Below are 21922 nucleotides of genomic sequence, written 5' to 3' on the forward strand. Positions count from 1 at the left end.
GAACTTTCAGACAAAGAAAAAGCTCCTACATTTAATAGGAGTTTTTCTCTTTAAAATCCAAGTACAGCTAACCATTTTAACAACTTCTCTTCTCGCACTTTCAACTCATTATTCCTAAGCTTACCTAACTGAATTTCGCTAACAATTTCTCCATCCACCATAAAAAGAACTCTTTCTGTTTTCGCTGCTACCTTTACATCATGAGTCACTAACATGATAGTAGTTCCATCACGATTAATATTTAGTAATATTTGCATTACCTCTTCTGTTGATTTTAAATTTAGAGCACCAGTTGGCTCATCAGCAAAAATAACATTTGGATTATTGATAAGCGCTCTACAAATAGAAACTCTTTGTAATTGCCCTCCAGACGCTTCCGTTATATAATGGGATGCTATATCACTTATCCCCATTTTCCCCATTAGCTCCAGAGCACGTTGATTTACTATTTTCTTACTCTCACATTTCGCTAAATATGCTGACAAGATGATATTATCAAATAGATTCAAGTGTCTAAGAAGGTTGCTCTGCTGAAAAATAAATCCTATTTCAGTAAGGCGCAATTTGGCTAACGCTTCTTCTTTCATACATGATATTTCTTTACTATCAACTTTCACACTTCCTGATGACATTTGATCCATTCCACTAATATTATATAGTAACGTCGATTTCCCAGAACCAGAAGGCCCCATGACCGATACAAACTCTCCCTCATAAATATCTAAATCTATATTTTTTAGTACTTGATAAATTGTATTTCCATCTATTGAATATTTTTTGTTTAATTGTTTAACTTCTAAAATTTTGTTCAAGTTACACACCCCTACTCTCCATTTGGCTTTACATCGTTTGTTTGTTTCATAGTAAAACTACTGAAAAGTGTTGTTGCGGCCACAGATATAAATAATATAGCTGGACATATTACATAAGAAACGATAGGATTCACGACAAACTTTATATGAGCTGCTCCCATAAATGAGCCTAACCAACTTACTAACATTTCACCAAACGTAGCAGCTAGTAATGTCCCTGTTACAATGCCTATTAATACAATGACAATAGAACGAGTTATATACTGTATACGAATATCTTTGTTAGAAAAACCAATACTTTTCATAATTAATATTTGTGAAGAGTCTTTTGCCAATAACATTTTAAAAAACATCGCAGTAATTAAAACTGATATCAATATAGCAATCAAAATTGCCACTTGCGTCACGAGTCTTAATTGTTTAATTGTCTCTCCTAAAGTTTGCGTTAAATAATCGTCTGTATCTGTTATTTTTGCAGAACTAAAATTATGTTTATACTTCTTCACTTTTTCTTGTAAATTCACAGTAGGCTCCATATCTACGTTTACTACATACCATAATATATTTTCGCTATTATAAGAGAAGCTCGCTTTAGCTGTTTTCCCACCATTCGTTACATCTTGATATATCCCACTAATAGTTAGTGCTTTTTCTTTTCCTTCTACAAATAAAACGATTTCATCCCCTACATTCTTTTTTAATTCATTTGCATTCATATAAGATAGAGCAATCTCTTTTTCATTTTTTGGTGCTATTCCTTGAACGTAATCTAATGGAAATTGAGTGAAGTCTCCTACTTCTACATTTAAGTTTTCATGTGTACCTTCAGCGTTCACCATTTTAAATGTACTCGTTACAAATGCTGCATATTTTTCTACGTCTTCATCATTTCGTATATATGAAATTACGTCCTTAAATCGTTTCTCTATATTTTCAGATTGCTGTAAATCTATTCGAATATCACTTTTTCCTGTTCCCATGTAATTTACAAACTTCGGTGACTGAATCGTATACAAAAAGTTAACAGGTACAACAATCATGAACACGGCTATGATTAAAACGATACTTAATACGCGATATAACTTAAAGCGTTTTACGACATCTTGTATACCAATAAATATATTTACATTTGTAATTTTAGTTTGATAGAGAGAAAAAGTCCTTTTTCCCTTCTTCTTTCCTAGATTATCTCTTGATCGTAAAGCATCTATTGCTGTAATTCTCCTCAAATTCCGCAAAATGATACGACAAAACAGGATAATAGTTAGAAATAACACAATTGTGACTATTAATGGTACAACAAAATGTAAAATACTTGTACTTGCTATTCCCATATAAAGTGAGATATTAGCGGTGAAAATTTTTGTAACAAATAATGAAAGAATATATCCACATATACAACCGCTAGTAGCAATAACAACATATTTTGTTACATATAGCTTTTGAATCTCTTTACTTGTTATGCCGATAGCCTTCATTACACCTATTTCCCGATAATCTTCTTCCATAGAAGTCATAATCGTAAATCTAATACATAAACTTGCGATTAACATTAATAATGCACTTATTATGATAAGCACTGCAGCTATTATTCCATCTGTTAATGAATTGAGTGTTTTAAAGAGTGAATACGTAATAGAGGGACCTTTTTGAGGTAAGTTCGATGACTGGTATAGATTTTCAAATTCATTTATTTTATTTACATCTGTTAGCTGGAATTCAATAAGATATTCACTTTCTCCAAAATTCCCCTTTATTCTTTCGAAGTCTTCATCGCTTATTACAAATCGTTTTGAACTAACAAGTGATGGGTTCATTTGTACATCACGAACAAATGCCGAAATAGTCAATGCTAGTTCATTATTATTTTTAACAACCCATATTTTATCTCCAATTCGCAAATTATATTTTTGCATATAATAAATTGGTACACCTATTTCCCCTTTCCTAACATCGATCACTTCATTATTTAAATCTAATAAAAAGTCAAACTTACTATTTTGTTTAACGAAGCTAATGTCCATTACACTATTATGTTCCGCTTGATTTTTCTTCTTTATAAAAATGTTAGACCCGCCTATTTGAACCATCTCAGCCGTTTGCTGTTTTTTTACAAAAGGAGTTTTCGCTACAAATGAGTCGATTGACTTTTGATTTATTTCTCCGGCATGCATTTGTACGAAGTGCGGTGCGTTTGATACTTTAAACAATTGATCCATCGAGTTCAATAGATTAATAACGTTACTTGAAGCACTTGCCATTAAAAGGCTTGATAACATGATAAACATAAATAAGATGGTAATCATCATTTTATTTTGAGAGAAATCTCTTTTTAACATTCTCCTAATCATATTAAGCTAGTTCCCCTCATTCCATAATATTTTCTTCGTCACTATCGCTATTATTATCATTATGAAACTAATAGCTAATATAGGTAAATAAATTTTCGTATTGAATTCTTCAAACATAAAACCATAAATGACTTGCCCAATTGGTGCCATACATTGAGATACCGCTGTTATAATGGCCATTACTTTCCCTAGGTTTTCATTCGGTGTTTTCTTTTGGACTACAGTAATTACATAAATAGATACAATTGTCATGATCATTGCAATTAGAATAGAAGAGAGTATAAAGAGGATAAATGGTGGATAGTATCCTAAATTAAGAATAACTGGCGTAACGGATAGTGCCATTGGTATTACTAATAAAGCTATTAACAGCATCCAATAATACAATGTTTTCATCTGTAGCTTTTTCGCAAAAAAACCTATTGATAATGCACCTAAAATAGTAGCAAAATCGATCAATCCCATTCCAATTCCGTATAACGTGTCGCTACTTTCCATCGTTACTCGTATAATAATTGGAGCACCAACTACAAATAGCGGTGTTAGTATTAAATTTAGTACTGCAGCTAAAAGCATAGATTTCAAAATAAATGGTTGTTTTAAAACGAATACGAAGCCATCTTTCATATCCTTTACAATTGTCGGTATAATATGGTTTTCTTTTGCTCTTTTTATAAAAGGTATTGTAATAAACATTTCTAAAATCGCAGATAAAAAGAAAGCAAGGCAACTTATTATTACAAGTATTTTCAAACCAATTATGCCGTACAACATTCCTCCTAATACAGGAGCTACTATATTAGATAATGCTTGCACACCATTTACGATACCGTTCGCTTGTTCTAACTTTTTCTCTGGAACTAATTGAGGAGTACTCGCCATTACAACTGGTGAGTACATTGCACTAATGACTGCAAGTAAAAACATAATAGTTCCAATCAATATAATAGATACAGATCCAGTAAATAATAAAACTATAAAGCTTAATACAATCGCAGCGTTTATAAAATCAAAAATAACCATTAAATTACGACGATTGAAACGATCTGCTATCGCTCCGCCAACAGGAGCTAACAAAAACGGAATACTCGTAACCGCATATAATCCTGCGAATATATCAGCACGCCCTGTTATATCTAGCACATATAACGACAGAACAAAACGTAAAAGTGTTGATCCTAAAATAGTAATAATCTGTCCACTTACCATTAAGTGAAAATCTTTCATAGAAGATTTTATACTTGCTGGCATCTTCATCACACCCTTCATTTAATTTAGACTGACTGTCGGTCTATAATAATTAAACAGAAATCATGATTTCTGTTTAATTAAAACCTCAACCATATAATCAAAAGATCCTTCTTTCGCTCCAACAGATACTTCCATCATTTTAATATACGCTTTAGCTCTTCTAATCATTTCTTCCGGCTTCCACTGGAATAAACCTTCATCAAATATGACTTGTGCTGAAGAGAGTAATAATTCAATCGTTTCTTGTGGGTATGGTGTAGAAAATATGCCTTCATCGATTCCTTGTTCTAAAATCTCTGCTAAAACAGGAGATAAATGAATAATGGATTGCACTATACTTTTTTGATGCATTTCCGCATTATTTGGCTGATGAAATTGTTCAATCATTTTATCTTTAACATCTCCTGATTTTGGTGATTGCGCCATTAAAACTCGAAATAACTTTTCTAAAACTGGGATATTTGGATTAGAGACGATTGCTTTCGCTTTAGCAACATCATCTTTAATGATCCTCATAATGATTTCATCCATCACTTCTTCTTTCGACTTAAAATAATGATAAAACGTCCCCTTTGCTATCCCTATCTCTTTTAAAATGTCATTTACTGTTGTTTTCGTATAACCTTTCGTAATAAATAAACGTTCAGCAGTTTCTAAAATTTCCTTTCTACGCTCCTCATACTCCTTTACAATTCGCATTCAAGTTCTCCTTCCCATCAGACCGACTGTCGGTCTACTTAAATTATATGTTTAGTTAGTAAAAAGTTTCCTATTATTGTATATACAACATCCTACTTTCTATTTCCTTTATAAATTTTTATTTTTTAACGTCCGCTCAATTTGTTTAAAACGTATCTCATGTTTCTTATCGTCACCTTTCATTTTAGGAAAAGAACGATGCCCTCCGCTTGATCCTATTTTCTCGATTCTTCATCCAGACGCACAATACTTTGTAGTTTTTCAGCTCCTTCACCACAAGTCAGCGCATCTCCTTTACATCGATGATTTCAAAAAATGAAAATTGGTTCATACGATACGGTTCCCCCTGTTCGATCTATGTACTTATGAATGGATTATTTTGTTGAGTTCCAATATGTAATATTGCATATTTTGTACGTTTAATTTTTGCACATGCGATAATTTATTTGTAAAAATATAAATTATTAATAAGGGTGATTTATATGAGCAAGTTCCGAAAGAAGATGATTAAATATTTGCAAATATTTTGGGGATGCTTAGCATTTGGTGTATTAATGTTTGCTATCTTCTTAATTATGGATTTAACAGATGCATCTTTAAATACATTAGGCTGGAGAGACTGGCTAGGTTCTGCAGCAGGCGCAGCCATTTTATCTGTTGGGATGATAAATTGGATTTAAAATAAATATTTGGTCCATACTGAATGTAGGCTGTATGCCAACATTCATTTAAAGTAGTCTTCTCTGTATCTCCTTGTATTGAGCAGTTAGCTTTTGCTAGCTGCTCTTTTATTTCGTTCCTGCTCTTACTTCTTTAAGAATTCTTTAACTGCGTTTTCCCAATAAGTACATATATCCATTCCCCTTTTTTACAAAATGAAATTTTTATTTTGTTTATACGCTTCAATTTGTTCCATATTCATTCTCCCTTTCTCAACTATTAACCGGACAAGCATATATTATTGTATGGAGGAATCCACTCATAAAAATCTACCTTTCTTGCCAAAGAGCATGCTTATATGCGTACTCTTTTTTATTTTTTTCCTTTCCTTTCTGAATAACATTTTTAACCCTGTTCATACTATTTTTCAACTTTAGGTTACAAACTATTTCTGTAAGCATAGTGTTTCCTTTTGTACAACAGACAGTTAGTTTTATTCATAACAGTACACGTCTGCACTATTCATTATAAATTTTCATATATTGTATTGTGCTTGTCCAAAACGTGAGGTTATTACTCATGCGATCTAAATGAAAGAAAGGAGTGAAAATATGCGTTCATCTTGTCGTAAGCACACAAACTTTAATTGTGGAGCACAAGCCCCTAGTACGCTACCAGCTCTCGGTTTTGCTTTCAATGCTACTTCACCTCAATTTGCAACACTATTCACGCCATTACTATTACCTAGTACGGGCCCAAACCCTATATTACTGTCCCTGTAATAAATGATACAATTAGTACTGGAACTGGAATTAGAATTCAAGTAGCTGGTATTTATCAAATCAGTTATACATTAACAATCAGCCTCGATAACGTTCCAGTAGCCCCGGAAGCAGCGCGCTTTTTCTTGACACTAAACTCATCAACTAATATTATTGCAGGATCTGGAACCGCAGTCCGTTCTAATATCATTGGCACTGGTCAAGTAGATGTATCCAGCGGTGTCATTCTAATAAACTTAAACCCTGGTGATTTAATTCAAATTGTACCGGTTGAAGTAATTGGTACAGTAGATATTCGTTCTGCCGCTTTAACAGTTGCACAAATTCGTTAATAACAACAATATGTTTGGCAAATTAACATTTAATATTCCTTATACACCCCAAAATATATGTTATAGATTTAACACACATTTATATCAAACAAGCATATTTTATTGTATGGTGACTATCTAGTCATACTAATCTAAAGCGTTCATAAGAGCACACTTATATGTGTGCTTTATTTTTCATGAAAATCAAGCTTTAATATAACTATTTTGTTTTACTTTATACTCATCGCTCTTTTGAACATTTATCCTTTTATTGTTATATTTGCTCATTGTTTTTCTCTTTTGTTTTACTAATTAGCTGATTAATTTCACAAACCCCTTTTATTAAACATCCCATGTTTCTTCACCCCTTGAATATTTTTGAAATAAAAATACATACTATTTTCAAGCCGCCGTATCCACGGCTAATACTTCTTTCTTTTGTTACAGCAGAAGCAGGTAGGTTCTTCACTTATCTGCTTTCTCTGTATATTTTTTATGAAATCGATAATAATACCAACAAGCTGTTTGAACTAGCAGCTTCACTCTTCTCATAATGGGGATGCAAATTATCACAATTAGCTAACTCATTGAACACACTGGCAGACAACCAAAATTGTTGTCTGCTTTTTGTATAAGATTTTTCATTTTACATATACTAGTTTTGAGCCTGTTACCAATGCAAGCCATTTTGGTGTTTTGAATTCCGACTAAGCTTTTTGTTGCATAGATTATTACATCTTTGACAACACTGATTTAAAGCGCGTTTTCTGGTTATTCGTAGTTCTAATCCAGAATAATTTTTCTCCTATTAAAGGACAGCAGATACGACTGCTAGTCCTTTTTTCTTATACCGCATATTTCCCCTTCTGGTAGCTTCGAACCACATTACCCTTATCATCGTAATAAATAATTTCTCCATCGAACAAAACGAACAAATGAGTTTTCCAGTTCCCAATGATCGTACCCCACATGTCAGCTACATTTGCTCGCATACCCGTGTAGGCGAAATGGAGGTTACGATAATTTTACATTTTCTTGAAACCCTGCTCTGCACTTTACATACGCTTGATGTCAAAAACATCTTCATTCTCGCACTTTACAAACTTCATAAATTCCGCTATCAACATTGTTATACATTTTTGTTCTGAACTTGCTGCCAATACAGATAACTTGCTTTACTTTCCATTTCAGCAACAATAATTTTCTCGTTCGGCCAATGTTCGAAAATGGTTGTTAATTTAAAATTTGTAAATAAGAAAGCTCAATCTTCGCCCGCCCTTATTTTTTCCATCTACCAATATGAGTTAAATCCTTCATAAACTTCTCTTGTTCCATTTCAATAATTGCGGAATGTATAATAAAAATATTCGCTCGCTTCAATACCTTTTCTTTCAACAAAAGTGTTCTACCTAAATAGTAGACATAATAAGTTCCGTTCTCTTTTTGCTGCAGCATAACATTCCCGTACCATTTGGATGTGTTACGAATTTCTTTCACCCCATCGTCCAATTCTTTGTTTGCAAAAGATGTTTTCATATCGTTATACCAATTGATTTTTTCATAATCCGTATCATCATCAGGGGAGCTAGTACGAATTGCTTTCTCTCGATTTTTTTCGATTAAATATTGTTCATATGTAAGTTGCACTTGTTCTTGAATTGCCACATGGTAGTAATCCCCTTGCTCTACTGGTCTTGGACTATAAAATTTCCTTTATCACTTTTAAATACGGTGAATGAAATTTTTGTTTTTTTCTTGCCATCATCCTTGTTGTATACAAACAAAAAAAGAGCCGCAATATTTTGCGACTCTTTTACAATTATAACTATTTAACGGCCACGTCTTTGCTGACCTTGTTTTGTACTACTTTTCTTATTACTTGGCTTATTAAATGATCGATTGTTATCATTTCTCGAACTATTTCTTGGGCCACCTTTTGAACCACTTCTTGAACCTTCACGGCTATCTCTTTGACGATATTGATCTGATTTCTTTGGAGCCGGCTTTGGTACCGGTTTTCCATTTTCATCTACACGTTTTATCTTCGGTTGTTCGATTATTTCTCTTTGCAATGGTGCACCAAGCGTTTTTTCAATTTCTTCTAAATGTTTTTCATCTTTCGCTGCAACGAACGTAATTGCAAGACCTGATCCACCTGCACGTCCTGTTCGGCCAATGCGGTGAATATAACTTTCCACATCTTCAGGGATATCAAAGTTAAATACGTGCGTTACACCATCTACATCAAGTCCACGAGCTGCTACATCAGTCGCAATTAAGTACTGAATTTTAGCTTCGCGGAAACTCTTCATGACTCTTTCACGTTTCGCTTGAGGTATATCACCATGAAGTTCAGCACAATTATAACCTAGTCCTTTTAAATTATCATAAAGCTTACTTGCTCTAACCTTTGTACGACAGAAAATAACAGCTAAAAATGGCTGATCACGATCCATAACAAAACGAAGTGCATCTGGCTTTGCACGATCTGTCGTCTCAATGACACGCTGCTCAATTGTATTTACCGTTACTTCTTCACTTTGTACTTGAATCATTTGCGGCTCATCCATATAACGTTTCGCCAATTTTTTAATATCTTTTGGCATCGTTGCTGAGAATAACATCGTTTGTTTACTATCAGGTGTCTCATCTAAAATATCTTCAATATCGTATAAGAAACCGAAATAAAGCATTTGATCCGCTTCATCTAGTACAATTGTTGAAAGATTACTTAAATCAATTGTTTCACGACGTATATGATCTAATAATCGTCCTGGTGTCGCAACAACAATATGTGTATTGCCTTTTAATTTTCTCAATTGTTGTGCTACATCTTGCCCGCCATAAATCGCTAGTACATTAATATCTTCTCTTTGAACAAGCATTTTTTTAATTTCAGTTGTAATTTGCAATGCTAGTTCCCTTGTTGGTGCAACAATTAAAGCCTGAACATCACTACACTCTGGATCGATTTTTTCTAAAATCGGTAACACGAATGCTAACGTTTTACCCGTTCCTGTTTTCGCCTGCCCAATAATATCTTTACCTGACATAATAACTGGAATTGCCTGCTCTTGAATTGGTGTTGCTTCTGTAATTCCATTTTCACGTAATGTATGATTAAAAGTTTCACTAATTCCTAATTCTAAAAAGTTTTTCAAATAGACCACTTCTTTTCCTTATTTTTCACATTAGCTTTCATTGTACCATTTGTTTCGCCAAATATGAAAAATAAAAAAATTCTTATCTTATTTTTTATATTCATCGTGTACTAGTTGGATAAATTCTTTTTGTTTTTTCTCTGATTTTATTAATGCTTCCATGTTAGTAGTAGACAAAATGAACTTTTTAATTTTTCTATTACTCCAAATTAATCTTGTATACTTCGGATCTTCATGTAGATTTCGAAACCACTTAAATTCACTTAATTTAGCAATATGATGCTTTAATTTCATGTCATTTCGAGGGTAAAATAAAATTATATCCATTATTACATCAAGTAATAAACTCATCTTCTCTCCTCCTATACATATACATTTCAAATTTATGGAAAGATAGTTATATGATAATAAAATTAACTACTACATTCATAAAAATTTTTCACTTATTTTTCTTACTATATTTTCAATCCACCACAATTATAATGGCGAAATCTCAAACAGATGTAATAAGTGAATTCAAACAAGCTTTACTCAAAAATGATAAAAAATTAATGCGGTCATATGTAACAGAAGGGATTGAACTACAATGTTAATGATTTGATTAGAATTGCGGAATCTATGAATTAAAAAACCGATCTTTTCAATATAAGAAAGATCGGTTTTTTATTATTTTATATAATGAGTTTTCCTCCATGATAACAATAATACGTTGCTGCTTTAAGGTTTTTAATTCTCTTTAAAGATTCTTCCGCTTTTTCTATATCTAAGCAAAAATTTGGATTAGCTATTACTAATTCATTATTATCTTGAACGGCCGCATCCCCTGTAATTACACAGTCTAAGTCCGGAAAATATAATGAAATATGCCCCGAAGTATGTCCTGGCGTCGCTACTATTTGACATTCATCATTTAAAATCATTTGACCATCACTTACTTTTTCATCGACGCAAATATGTCTTATATTTTTTAATTGCTGTATAAACCATTCACCAAATTCTTTCTCTTCAATTGGCATATGTTCTAACATTTCTTCAGCTTGAACTAGTCTCTCCGATTTTATTTCACCACTAATGTAGTTAGATTCTATTTCACTAGCAATAATATTAATGTGAGGATATTTCACTTTGAAATCATATAAAGATCCTATATGATCGTCATCATAATGAGTAATAATTATATTTTTTAAGTTTTTCATCTCATACCCATGTTTTACAATTGCATCTTCAATTAAAGGTAAAAAGTTTATATAACCTGTATCTACTAAAGTTAATTCCTTGTTTAATATAAGTAAGCTCGGATATATACATTGTTTTGCCCCATTAAATTCAAATTCAATTGGTAGTTCTATTATCTTCACTTTTTTTCCCCCATACCCTTTATTAGATGTTTGCTAATAAATCATCCACATACATTTTACTGTACATACTTATGTAACGAAACACTATGAGTCGTTACATAACAAACATTCTATTATTTTGAACAGGTAATTCCTTATTTTTATGGAAATATACAATAAGATAAATAATAAAATTGATTACTTCTTCACTTTTTTGTCTATCCTTTTAAAAAATCTATGTTTTTGTAAAAGGAGTGTTTATATGGAGAAACAGACACTTTGGAAAAAATTCAAAAAAAGCTCAGCAAACTTTGGGAAATCTAGCGTATATGAAAGTATTATTTTATACTACACAATGAGAAAAAAAGGGTTACCTACTAAAGCGAAATTTATAATATTAGCCGCTTTATCCTATTACGTATTAACAATCGACTTCATTCCAGATATAGCTGCTATTATTGGGATTGGCTTATTAGATGATGTTTTAGCAATTGCTATAGCGCATAAATTTGTAATGCGCCATGCGGACGCTGAAATTCGAGAGAAGAGCAAAGTAAAAATGGAGTCATTATTTACTTCAGCACGGGCATAATGAAACTATCTAGTCATTTACCTAGGTTTTTACTTTCAAAAAAGCTAACTTTAATTATTGATAGTTCTATTTAACCTTCATCATGAGAGCATTACAGAATAAATTCTTAATTTCTCTTAGCTCTCAAGCCGTAAACAAATAGGGGCCAGTACTTGTTTCTAAGTTCTGACACCCTATTATTTGTTCTTATATTTATCTGTTATTCAATTTATTCAAGAAAGATTCCCGTAGAGACATCCTTATATAAAGAAAGACCATATTAGTGCAGATAGTTTATACAGTTACATGCGTCCCCCTATACAAAACTGCTATTGCCACTACTATAAGCATCATCCCCATAATAGCAGGTGCGGCATGACCAAGTGATACATAGATTTGTCCTCCAATAATTGGCCCAATCATTCTTGCCAAAGCTTGAATAGATTGGCTACCACCTTGAATCCTTCCTTGTTCACTAGAATCAACAGACTTAGAGAGCATCCCATTAAATGAAGGTCCGAAAATTGAATCACCAAAGCCAAACATTAACATTCCAATGATAAGAAGAGGATATAAGGAAAACAAAGCCGATGCTGCAATAAAACTGTAGCCAATAATCTCCGAAACCATCCCAAGTATTGCTATTTGTTTATCAGTAAGCTTGATCAAAAGTTTTGGCATTATAAAAGCTTGTGAAATGATATCTTGAAAGCCCATAATTGAAAACATAAGTCCGATTAGTGCAGGCTTCCAGCTAAAAGTATCCATCGTAAATTGTGTGAAAATTGCTTGTAAAGATCCGTTAGGTATCCAAAGCAAAAACGCTGAGATGAGTAACCATTTTAAGTTTTTCATGGAAAGTATGTTTGCCAGCTGTGCAAAAGGATTTAAACTTACAACATTAATCTCTTTTAACCTATTATTTTTGTCAAGACTCTCAGGCATATATTTGATTCCATATAAAACATTTAACAAAGTTATGAACGCTCCGAAATATAAAGGTACAGAATGACCAAACTTTGCAAGTAATCCCCCAAGAGTTGGTCCGATAATGGTTCCTGCACCTACCACTGCACTCACCCACCCAAAATACTTCGTTCTCTGTTCTGAGGGAATGATATCTGCAAAATATGCAAAAATTGTACTGATGCTCCCGCCCGTTATTCCTTCTATTATACGTCCAGCAAATAGTACCCATAAAGCCCCTCCTATACCAAAAACTAAGTACCCAATTGCAGAACCGAAAAGGCATATTAAAAGTAATGGACGACGGCCATATTTATCGCTCAAAGCTCCGAGTACAGGAGCAGCGAAAAATACGCAAACCGCATAAACAGAGGTCAGTAGGGTAACAACTAGAGCTTGTTCTTCTGTACTACTTATATAAGGCTGCACTAAGAATGGAACAACAGGCAGTATGATACTGAAACCTATTCCACAAAGAAATACAGAAATAAGGCCGAATATTAAAGCATGTTTATCAATATTTTTTTCAGTTTCACTTTCATTTTGTGATCTAAATATAGACATTTAACTTCTCCTCTTAAAATATTTTGTTGCTTTGTCAACAAAATAATAACTCCGTTTTGTTGATTAGTCAACAAAAATACAATAATAAAAAGGTAGCCTTACTGTGAGCAGGCTACCTTTTTATTATTTAAATGTATCCCGGATTAACGAGCAATTAAGTTCGTTTTCGGGATTAACTACCCGTTAATGCCCGAATGCTTCAACTTTATTACGACTTAATATGTATACCTTGTTTCTTTATTTCTGCATCCAAATGCCTACTATACTTTTCCACGAAGCTAATTATACTGTCGAATTCTGACTCGGTTACTTGCTCAAATACAGCTTTATCCCGCTCTTGAAACTCCTTGTGCAACTCTTCGTGAATTTTATATATTTCTTTCCCTTGTTCAGTAAGCCTAAAATAGATTTCTTTTTTATTCTCTGATTTCTGGTAACTTTCGATAAGGCCTTTTTTTATGAGCTTCTTAGTCATTCTACTTATTGCACCACGAGTCACATAAAAAGCCTCTGCAAGTTGTGTCACGTTAGAATCTGCATTGTTTTCAATATATTCAATGCAATGTACTTCAGAAGACTTAAAACCTTTAAGACCTACTTCCATCTTATCCTTATTAAGCCAAACCATCTTATTATATAATTCCCTGAAACCGTTCATGACCTGTTCTTCCTTATTCATGGTCTATCCTCCTAACCGCTCATTCATACGTTAAGACCATTATATTAAATTTCTGTTTCCGTTTCGACAATATTGATATAATTATTTGAGTTATCAATGAAAATAGACGCTTAAATAAAATAATTCACTATACGGAAAATAAGGCATGTGTATTAAAACTTGTACTACACATTAGACAAAAAGTAAGAGCTAAGACTAGTTTTCTTAGCTCTTCTTTCATAAAATTTATGTTTTTTAAATACTATTTCACTTCATTTGCTACAAAAAATTGCTCACAAACACTGGAAATGCGCTGCAAGTCTACGTTTCCACCAGATATAACCGCGACTACCTTTTTCCCTTTAATATATGTATCCACTTTCCCTGCAAGTAGAGCAGCAGTAGCTAATGCGCCAGCCCCTTCTACAACAGCTTTACCACGTTGTAATAAGTCTTTCATCGCTACTTCTAATTCACCTTCTGATACTGTTACAATATCATCTACTAATTCTTTTACTACTTCAAAAGTTAAATCGCCTGGTATTTTAACTGCGCAACCATCTGCTATAGTGGGTGCCTCATAATGTTCTACAATCGTACCTTTGTCATAAGATGCCTTCATCCCATGAACATTGTCTGCTTGGACACCAATAATATTAATGGATGGATTAAATGATTTTAATGCAACAGCAATTCCAGAAATAATTCCACCTCCGCCAATTGGTACAATGACCGTATCAACATCCCACATATCATCAAGAATGTCCAAACCAATTGTACCTTGACCAGCCATTACTTCTATATCGTCATATGGATGTAAGTATGTTTCACCTGTTTCCTTAATAATCTCCTCACATTTTGCCTTCGCATCATCAAAAGTTTCACCATATAAAATCACTTCTGATCCATAGCCTCTAGTTGCTTCAACTTTCGCCTGAGGTGCAGAAATTGGCATCACAATTTTACTCTTAATACCAAGTAAATGAGCTGATAAAGCAATTCCTTGTGCATGATTACCAGCGGAACAAGCAATTACTCCTCTCTCTTTTTCCTGATCTGTTAGCTGTGACATTTTATTAAATGCACCTCGAAATTTAAAAGAACCCGTTAATTGCATATTTTCTAATTTCAAGTGAATTTCTCCACCTGTTTTACTAGTCAAATAAAATGATTTTACTAAAGGCGTTTTACGAGCATTTCTGTCTAAAATGGTTTGGGCTTTTTTAATATCGTCTATATGTAACGGTAGTTTTTTAGTTATCATACTAACACCTCTTCCAATGATCTATTCCTAAGTTTTCGTATGTAGCAACTCCTTTATACGAAACCAACTATATTAAGAAAAAGTCTTTATATATGTACCTCACTCTGTAATACACACAGTTGTAAACAATTCAACATCCTCTTCATATCACGTTCTTTGTAATGATTCAGGCATGCAATTTGGATCCAATTATTCTTTTGTAAATAAGATGACTCATAATGAACAATGTATCCTTGTAACGCTAACGCATCACCAATCGCCTTAGAAGACTGATTTTCATTTAATTGAATGGTAACTATAATTGGCGCGGCATGTTCTTTAGGTGAAACAAGATTTAAACCCATATTAGTAATAGCTTGTTCAATATATGCATACGTCTCGTTTATTTTTTCAAATGCTTTTGCATCTTCAAATCTCTTTAATGCTTCTTGCAGTGCATACATTAAATTCCATGAATGAGAATATGGAATACTTTCATTTTCTTCATACATACCAACGTCCATATAGGCCGGTAATGTCTCGTTTACTTTCACATTATGATTATAAAAAACGAAAGATAATCCAGTAAACGATTTAATTGCCTTTCCGCTAACACCGCTTGCAAAATATACATCCTCCAAGTCTATCGGTATTGCTCCAATCGAACTGATACAATCTACACATAGCTTCACATTATACTTTTTACTTAAAACATTTAGCTCGTCTAAATCATTTAACATTCCGGTTGATGTTTCATGGTGAACAAACCAAAGCCATTCATAATTGCCAGTTCCCATTATTTTTTCTAATTCGGTATAAATAAACGGTTCTCCCATTTCTTTTTTATACGTATCAAAATGTAATTGCGCGCGTGATGCATGTCCAACTAATCTATTACCAAATTCCCCATTTGTTAATACTAGTCCTTTCCCTTTTAAAGAACGTAACTGTAAAGCAATAGCATCATTTGCTAACGTCCCTGTTCCTAACATAAGTTGTACATGCTTTGCTTTTGTCATGTGAAGTAACCGTTTTTTCACATTGTCCATCGTCACTTGAAATAACTTAGAACGATGCGAAATAGGCTTAGTAGAAAATGCCTTTCGAACATTTTCTTCAATATCTACTGGACCAGGTAAAAACGTATATTCTTTCGTCATAATTCCCCCAACACTCGATGCTTCAAACATAGCAGGGGTAACATACATTGGCTGGAAGGCTGCTGCTTCTGTACCAACTAACGTATGGAAAGATTTGAATCCCATTTGCTCATATAAAGGTAGTTCACGTGTTGTAGCAGAAATGAGTGCCAATTCATATCCATTTAGAAGCAAATAACGATGTAAAAAGCGAATTAAACCTAACAACGCTCTTCCATTTCTATATTCACGTTCTACTGAAAGTAAACGAATTTCATATACGTTTTCTCCATGTTCTTGCAAATAATAATCTAGATTTGGAATTTTATTGTCTAACGAGAATGGTCGTTTTCCTCGCAATGTAACCATACCTACTAACTTATCGTCATCTAAACAAATTAAATATGTATTTTCTTCATGGAAACGATCTATACGAACACGCTCTTTCGTTTCTTCATGTTGCGGAATTTCTTCTACAAATGTTTTATAATTCAACTTATGTATACTTTCAACTTCCCAAGCTTGATCAGCAACTTTATAAATTAACCCCATGCCTTCTCTCCTTTATGTATTTAATAAAAATTATAAGTGGAGATTAACTCCACTTATAAAAAGTTCATTTCATTCTCGATTTACATATAAAATAAGTACAATGATAAGTGCACTTAAAATAGTCGTAACAATAGAGTAAGAATACAAAATCATGCACACTGGTAAACAAGCGATTGTAATTAGTCCTGGCTTAGTAAATCCTTTAAAGATTAAATAAAATATAATGAAAACAGCAACAAGGGTAAGCGCTATCAAATAATCAAATGCAATTAATCCTCCAATAAATGTTGAAATCCCTTTTCCACCCTTGCCTTTAAATACAATCGGGTAAATATGTCCAAGTAAAACAGCCAGTAAAGCTAACATTACAAATGTAGAATCTTCAAAAAGGTATTTTGCAATAGAAACTACGATTGCCCCTTTGATCGCATCACCTAAAAATGTAGCGACGAAATAACCTTTTCCATATACGCGCCCCATATTTCTTGCGCCAGGATTGCCGCTTCCTTCCTGCCGAATATCAACATTATGTTTCCATTTCGTCACTATATAAGCGGTCAATATGTTTCCAAATAAATAAGAAGCCACCAAATACAAAAATTGTATACTATTAATCATGTAATCATTCACTTTCTACATGGGAGTACTTATACAATATTCAATGACTATGTATATTGTACTTTTCTTACTTTACATCCCTTTATACATTTTAACATCATATTTTTACAAATCATACAAAAATTCTCATACCGCTATTTATTAAAATATAAATTCTTCATTAAGTAATAGGTTCCTTTCACTGCTAGTTCTGATGGTGATACAAATATAACTTCTCCCATACTTTTCTCGCAGCATTTCTTAAATTCAGCATATATTTCAGGAACGAAACGTAATATACTGCCACTTACTGCAATTGAAGTTGATAAATCAAACTGCATCTTATTGTAAATATTCACCGTAATTCTCGTTAATTCCGTAGCCGCTTGCACCATAATTTCATGTGCATCATCATTCCCATTTCTCGCTTCCTCAATAATGAATGGTGTGATTGCTGCAACTTTATCTTTTGAAAAACTATATACTAGTCTTTTTATATGAGACGATGTCAAAAGTTGAAACTCTTCTTGAATTCTTAAGCTTAATGGGCAAAGTGGAACTCCTTGATCAAATTGATTTGCCATTCTCTTTAAACCTTGTAACGCAATCCAATATCCGCTTCCTTCATCTCCTAAAATATGTCCCCATCCACCGCTATACTCGTACACTTCTCCTTTCTTTCCTAAACAAATCGCCCCTGTACCGCCAATTGTTAAAATTCCATCCTTTCCTTTTAAAGCAGCTGCATGAGCAATCATTGCGTCATTAAAAACTTCAATTTGTGTTCCGTACTTCTTTTTTAGACGTAATGTTAATTCATTCGTATTTGCTCCACTTACACCCGCTAATCCTAAACAAATACAAACGCAATTCCCATTTAATAACCCTCTCTGGCATTGATCAATCGCTTCCATAATATGAAAAAGTGCTTCTTCAAAATCTATTAATATATTTCCAAAACCACTCGTAGCCCTTTCAAGTTCACTTCCGTCTTGATTAAATGTAATTGCTTCTGTTTTTGTTCCCCCGCCGTCTACTCCAATCATATATTTCATATGTTCGCCTCATTCTCTTCAAATTGGAGGGAATGTTATATTCCCTAAAACAACAGATTGCTTTGCACCTGTTGCACTTGGCACATTACTCGGATTACGATGATACGTTTCGTTTGCTAAAATGGCAAAGGCGATTGCTTCTTTCGCCTCTGAAGAATAGCCTATATCTTCTTGAATGAATATGGCGCATTTTTCATCCTTCAATCCATACCGTATCATTTCAACAAGTGTACGATTATAACTGCCACCACCGCCTAAAATCACCTCATCGATTTCATAATACGGCAGAATAAACTCCTTATACTGATGAACGATTGAACTTGCTGTAAACATCGTGACAGTCGTCAATATATTTTCTTTACTATGCTTTTCATACTGCTTCAACAACTCACTGACAAATTCTTCTCCAAACTGTTCTCTACCAGTTGATTTCGGTGGATTCATTTTCAAAAATGGATGATTCATACAATATGTCAAAATTTCATCTACAACTACTCCCTGTTTTGCACTCTTACCATTTTGATCATATGACAACTGAAATAGCCTTTGACATACTTCATCCATTACCATATTACCTGGACCAGTATCAAAAGCTATAACGCTTTTATCACTTAGGTGACTTGGTATTACGGTAACATTACCGATCCCGCCAATATTTTGTAGTAGTCTATTTTTAGTTTGATGACGATACAAAATGATTTCCGAATATGGTACAAGTGGTGCACCTTGTCCCCCTGCTGCGATATCCATCGTTCGAAAATTAGAAATAACCGTCGTATTCGTTTCATATGCTATAACTGCTGGTTCTCCAATTTGCAATGTGGAAGGAATCATATTACCATCTTGCTTTGGCTGATGATAAATCGTTTGTCCATGAGAACCTATTAAATCTAATTGTTTCAAAGGAAAATTGACCTCTTTACAAACTTCCTTTACTGCACCTGCGAAGCATAAACCGAGTTTGAAATTTAAACTGCATATGAGTTGTACATTTGAATTTTCTATTGATAATGCCTGCTGGATCTCATTTTTCATATCATTATAAAATGGAACTGTAGTAAAATGGATGAGTTCAACTTTAGAATCTACACCGCTTCCTTCTATATGAACGAGTGCTACATCTATTCCGTCTAACGAAGTACCGGACATTATCCCTGCAATATACATAATATGCATGACCTCCTATTTACTAAAAAACAATCATGTAAGTTACAAACGTACAACCGATCGAAAATAATATAAATCTATAAAACAACTGAGCTTTCGATGCGAACGATCCATCAATGAAAGAAACAACTACTGTAAGCAAAATACTTGCCGCAATGCTTGTAACGAGCCATATACTATGCATTTGTGATAAATTTAGCATTCTTAATAAAGGTACAAAAAGTAAATTTGCACATATCACTCCAAATAATAATAAAAATACACCTTTATAACTAAATTTTATATTCATTCCATTTCACCCTCTCTGGACTTCATGTGAAAGAAGTGATAGACAAAATGCCTATCACTCAAAAATAAAATATAAAACTTACGGATTAACAGATTCCCCATCACCATTTTTCTCAATTTCAAGCATGTTTTTGTCGTACATTTTAAAGAATGGTAAATAAATAAGGAATGATATTGTTATGTTTATAAATACGAGTACAATCGCTCTCCAATCCCCACCTGTTGCTAAATATGCACCAATTGGAGCTGGTAATGTCCATGGAGGCATTATATGTGTTGGTGTAACAAACCCCATCGCAGTTGCTGAGTATGCAATAGTTGCTGTTACTAGTGGTGTAATGATAAATGGGATAATTAATATTGGGTTTAGTACGATTGGCAATCCAAAAATAACAGGTTCATTAATATTAAAAATACCTGGTACAATACAACTTCTCGATAATGCTTTCGAATATTTCGATCTACCAAATACGATCATGGCTAATACAAGTCCTAGCGTTGCGCCCGAACCACCAATCCATATAAACCATTGGTATAATGGTTCTGGTGAAATGAATGGTAACTGATTTGCGCCACTAGCAACTGCTTCACCATTTTTCCCTAAATATACTTCCCATAATGGCCGGGCAACAGTTCCAACAACCGACACACCATGGATTCCGAATGACCAAAAAAATGTAATTAAAAATACTGGAATGATTACACCGAAGTAACTATCACCAGCTTTTACTAATGGTGCCGCTAATTTATCAACTACATGATGTAAATCAATACTAAAAACGACAGTTACTAAACTCATTAAAATAATAACGAATGCAGCAGGTATAAGTGCTTCAAACGAACGTGAAACAGACGGCGGTACTTGTTCTGGCATTTTAATCATTACATTTTTCGTCTTACAAAATCTTAATATCTCAACTGATAAAATAGAAACAATCATTGTCACGAATAATCCATGACCCCCGAGATTTGTCATCGGAAGCATAAACCCTTTTTTATCAATTAATTCAGGCGTTAATGTTAATAGTAATGAACATACTGCAAGCTGTGCTCCTGATAAAGCATCTAGCTTATAACTTTTCGCTAAATTATATCCTATTCCAAATGCTATATATAAAGACATAATAAACATCGTTAAACGATATGGTATTAATATACTTGTTTGATTTTTTAATGCCCAAACAGATATGAAACTATCTTTCGGTAATGGTGGAAATGCTACGATTAAAAAGAAACTTCCTACAATAATAAATGGTAACGCTGAAATAACTCCATCACGGATTGCTTGTAAATGCCTCTGTTCAGAAAGCCTTGCCATCGGTCCAGATAAGTTTCTATCAAGAAACGTGACAAATTTATTCATAACGCTTCCCCCTAACTAATTAAATCATTTACAGTTTTTAATAAAGTCGGTCCGCCAAGCGGCGTGTATGCTTGTGGCGGTATGATACCGCACGGGATAGATTCCTCTTCTGCGAATTTTTTAACAGCGTCAAATCTATGTCTTACTTGAGGTGCAACCATTACAACGTCCCAGCCATTCTTTACTTCTTCCTCTATCTCACTTGTTCCAATGGCATGGACTTCCATGTTTACACCTTTTTTCTCCGCCTCTTTTTTTAAAGCGTTTACAACAATTGCACTGGACATCCCTCCAGAACAAACGAATAAAACCTTCATTTATTAATCCTCCTATACTTATAAATTATCCCCTTCGGATGAAAGGGAGTTTCACTTTACTAACAAGCATATGAAGAA

General features: G+C 33.5%; 20 protein-coding genes and 2 pseudogenes. 4 read left to right on the top strand and 18 right to left on the bottom strand.

Annotated features, from left to right (window positions below):
- Positions 1–50 precede the first annotated feature (50 nt).
- The 4 genes from JDS99_RS07580 to JDS99_RS07595 are packed head-to-tail and all read right to left on the bottom strand — an operon-like array spanning position 51 to position 5113.
- Complete coding sequence (locus JDS99_RS07580) at positions 51–812, bottom strand: ABC transporter ATP-binding protein (RefSeq protein ID WP_141555687.1); 762 nt, start codon at positions 810–812, stop codon at positions 51–53.
- Positions 813–823: 11 nt separating this feature from the next.
- On the bottom strand, positions 824–3163 hold the full coding sequence (locus JDS99_RS07585) for an ABC transporter permease (protein ID WP_098858277.1): 2340 nt from the start codon (positions 3161–3163) through the stop codon (positions 824–826).
- Between the two features lie 6 nt (positions 3164–3169).
- A complete protein-coding gene (locus tag JDS99_RS07590; RefSeq protein ID WP_088609914.1) occupies positions 3170–4432 on the bottom strand; it encodes an MFS transporter in 1263 nt (420 codons plus the stop codon).
- A 42-nt stretch (positions 4433–4474) separates the two neighbouring features.
- On the bottom strand, positions 4475–5113 hold the full coding sequence (locus JDS99_RS07595) for a TetR/AcrR family transcriptional regulator (RefSeq protein ID WP_088122122.1): 639 nt from the start codon (positions 5111–5113) through the stop codon (positions 4475–4477).
- 482 nt (positions 5114–5595) lie between these two features.
- Between JDS99_RS07595 and JDS99_RS07600 the strand changes: the two genes are divergently transcribed.
- Together JDS99_RS07600 and exsF are read left to right on the top strand one after the other, a co-directional pair.
- Entirely contained in the window at positions 5596–5793 is a 198-nt protein-coding gene (locus tag JDS99_RS07600) for a hypothetical protein (protein WP_088063371.1), read from the top strand.
- Positions 5794–6384: 591 nt separating this feature from the next.
- Positions 6385–6887: pseudogene (gene exsF / locus JDS99_RS07605) on the top strand (exosporium protein ExsF).
- A gap of 1257 nt (positions 6888–8144) precedes the next feature.
- Here exsF and JDS99_RS07610 read toward each other — a convergent pair.
- The 3 genes from JDS99_RS07610 to JDS99_RS07620 all read right to left on the bottom strand — a co-directional run bounded on the left by JDS99_RS07610 (position 8145) and on the right by JDS99_RS07620 (position 10378).
- Positions 8145–8531 carry a hypothetical protein gene (locus tag JDS99_RS07610; protein ID WP_176551468.1) on the bottom strand — a complete coding sequence of 129 codons (387 nt, stop codon included), beginning with the start codon at positions 8529–8531 and terminating at the stop codon, positions 8145–8147.
- A 164-nt stretch (positions 8532–8695) separates the two neighbouring features.
- Positions 8696–10036: a DEAD/DEAH box helicase gene (locus tag JDS99_RS07615; RefSeq protein WP_098858276.1), complete on the bottom strand. Its 1341-nt coding sequence runs from the start codon at positions 10034–10036 to the stop codon at positions 8696–8698.
- 78 nt (positions 10037–10114) lie between these two features.
- Positions 10115–10378: a hypothetical protein gene (locus tag JDS99_RS07620; RefSeq protein WP_098858275.1), complete on the bottom strand. Its 264-nt coding sequence runs from the start codon at positions 10376–10378 to the stop codon at positions 10115–10117.
- A gap of 50 nt (positions 10379–10428) precedes the next feature.
- On the opposite strand from JDS99_RS07620, the pseudogene JDS99_RS31940 reads away from it, so the two are divergent.
- Positions 10429–10611, top strand: a pseudogene (locus tag JDS99_RS31940) (hypothetical protein); the annotation flags it as partial.
- 87 nt (positions 10612–10698) lie between these two features.
- Here the strand turns inward: JDS99_RS31940 and JDS99_RS07625 are convergent.
- Positions 10699–11385 carry an MBL fold metallo-hydrolase gene (locus JDS99_RS07625; RefSeq protein WP_098858273.1) on the bottom strand — a complete coding sequence of 229 codons (687 nt, stop codon included), beginning with the start codon at positions 11383–11385 and terminating at the stop codon, positions 10699–10701.
- Between the two features lie 241 nt (positions 11386–11626).
- On the opposite strand from JDS99_RS07625, the gene JDS99_RS07630 reads away from it, so the two are divergent.
- Complete coding sequence (locus JDS99_RS07630; protein WP_199694864.1) at positions 11627–11956, top strand: YkvA family protein; 330 nt, start codon at positions 11627–11629, stop codon at positions 11954–11956.
- Positions 11957–12229: 273 nt separating this feature from the next.
- On the opposite strand, the gene JDS99_RS07635 is transcribed toward JDS99_RS07630, so the two are convergent.
- From JDS99_RS07635 to JDS99_RS07680, 10 genes are all read right to left on the bottom strand, one after another.
- Positions 12230–13465, bottom strand: a complete 1236-nt coding sequence (locus JDS99_RS07635) for an MFS transporter (protein WP_199694865.1) — start codon at positions 13463–13465, stop codon at positions 12230–12232.
- Between the two features lie 208 nt (positions 13466–13673).
- Positions 13674–14144, bottom strand: coding sequence for a MarR family transcriptional regulator (locus tag JDS99_RS07640; RefSeq protein ID WP_060488795.1), 471 nt, complete (start codon positions 14142–14144; stop codon positions 13674–13676).
- A gap of 241 nt (positions 14145–14385) precedes the next feature.
- Positions 14386–15387: a bifunctional threonine ammonia-lyase/L-serine ammonia-lyase TdcB gene (gene tdcB, locus JDS99_RS07645; protein WP_098077025.1), complete on the bottom strand. Its 1002-nt coding sequence runs from the start codon at positions 15385–15387 to the stop codon at positions 14386–14388.
- Between the two features lie 86 nt (positions 15388–15473).
- Positions 15474–17057 (bottom strand): aminotransferase class V-fold PLP-dependent enzyme, encoded by a 1584-nt coding sequence (locus JDS99_RS07650; protein ID WP_199694866.1) that lies wholly within the window; start codon positions 17055–17057, stop codon positions 15474–15476.
- A gap of 69 nt (positions 17058–17126) precedes the next feature.
- Complete coding sequence (gene plsY, locus JDS99_RS07655) at positions 17127–17675, bottom strand: glycerol-3-phosphate 1-O-acyltransferase PlsY (RefSeq protein ID WP_060488790.1); 549 nt, start codon at positions 17673–17675, stop codon at positions 17127–17129.
- 134 nt (positions 17676–17809) lie between these two features.
- Entirely contained in the window at positions 17810–18709 is a 900-nt protein-coding gene (locus JDS99_RS07660; protein WP_199694867.1) for a BadF/BadG/BcrA/BcrD ATPase family protein, read from the bottom strand.
- Between the two features lie 18 nt (positions 18710–18727).
- Entirely contained in the window at positions 18728–19876 is a 1149-nt protein-coding gene (gene anmK / locus JDS99_RS07665) for an anhydro-N-acetylmuramic acid kinase AnmK (RefSeq protein ID WP_199694877.1), read from the bottom strand.
- A 22-nt stretch (positions 19877–19898) separates the two neighbouring features.
- Positions 19899–20165 carry a hypothetical protein gene (locus JDS99_RS07670; protein WP_199694868.1) on the bottom strand — a complete coding sequence of 89 codons (267 nt, stop codon included), beginning with the start codon at positions 20163–20165 and terminating at the stop codon, positions 19899–19901.
- Between the two features lie 78 nt (positions 20166–20243).
- Complete coding sequence (locus JDS99_RS07675) at positions 20244–21527, bottom strand: PTS sugar transporter subunit IIC (RefSeq protein ID WP_048546835.1); 1284 nt, start codon at positions 21525–21527, stop codon at positions 20244–20246.
- 11 nt (positions 21528–21538) lie between these two features.
- Positions 21539–21844, bottom strand: a complete 306-nt coding sequence (locus JDS99_RS07680) for a PTS sugar transporter subunit IIB (protein ID WP_088122114.1) — start codon at positions 21842–21844, stop codon at positions 21539–21541.
- Positions 21845–21922: the final 78 nt, after the last annotated feature.

The organism is Bacillus cereus group sp. N6, from assembly GCF_016483705.1.
Classification (GTDB): domain Bacteria; phylum Bacillota; class Bacilli; order Bacillales; family Bacillaceae_G; genus Bacillus_A; species Bacillus_A wiedmannii.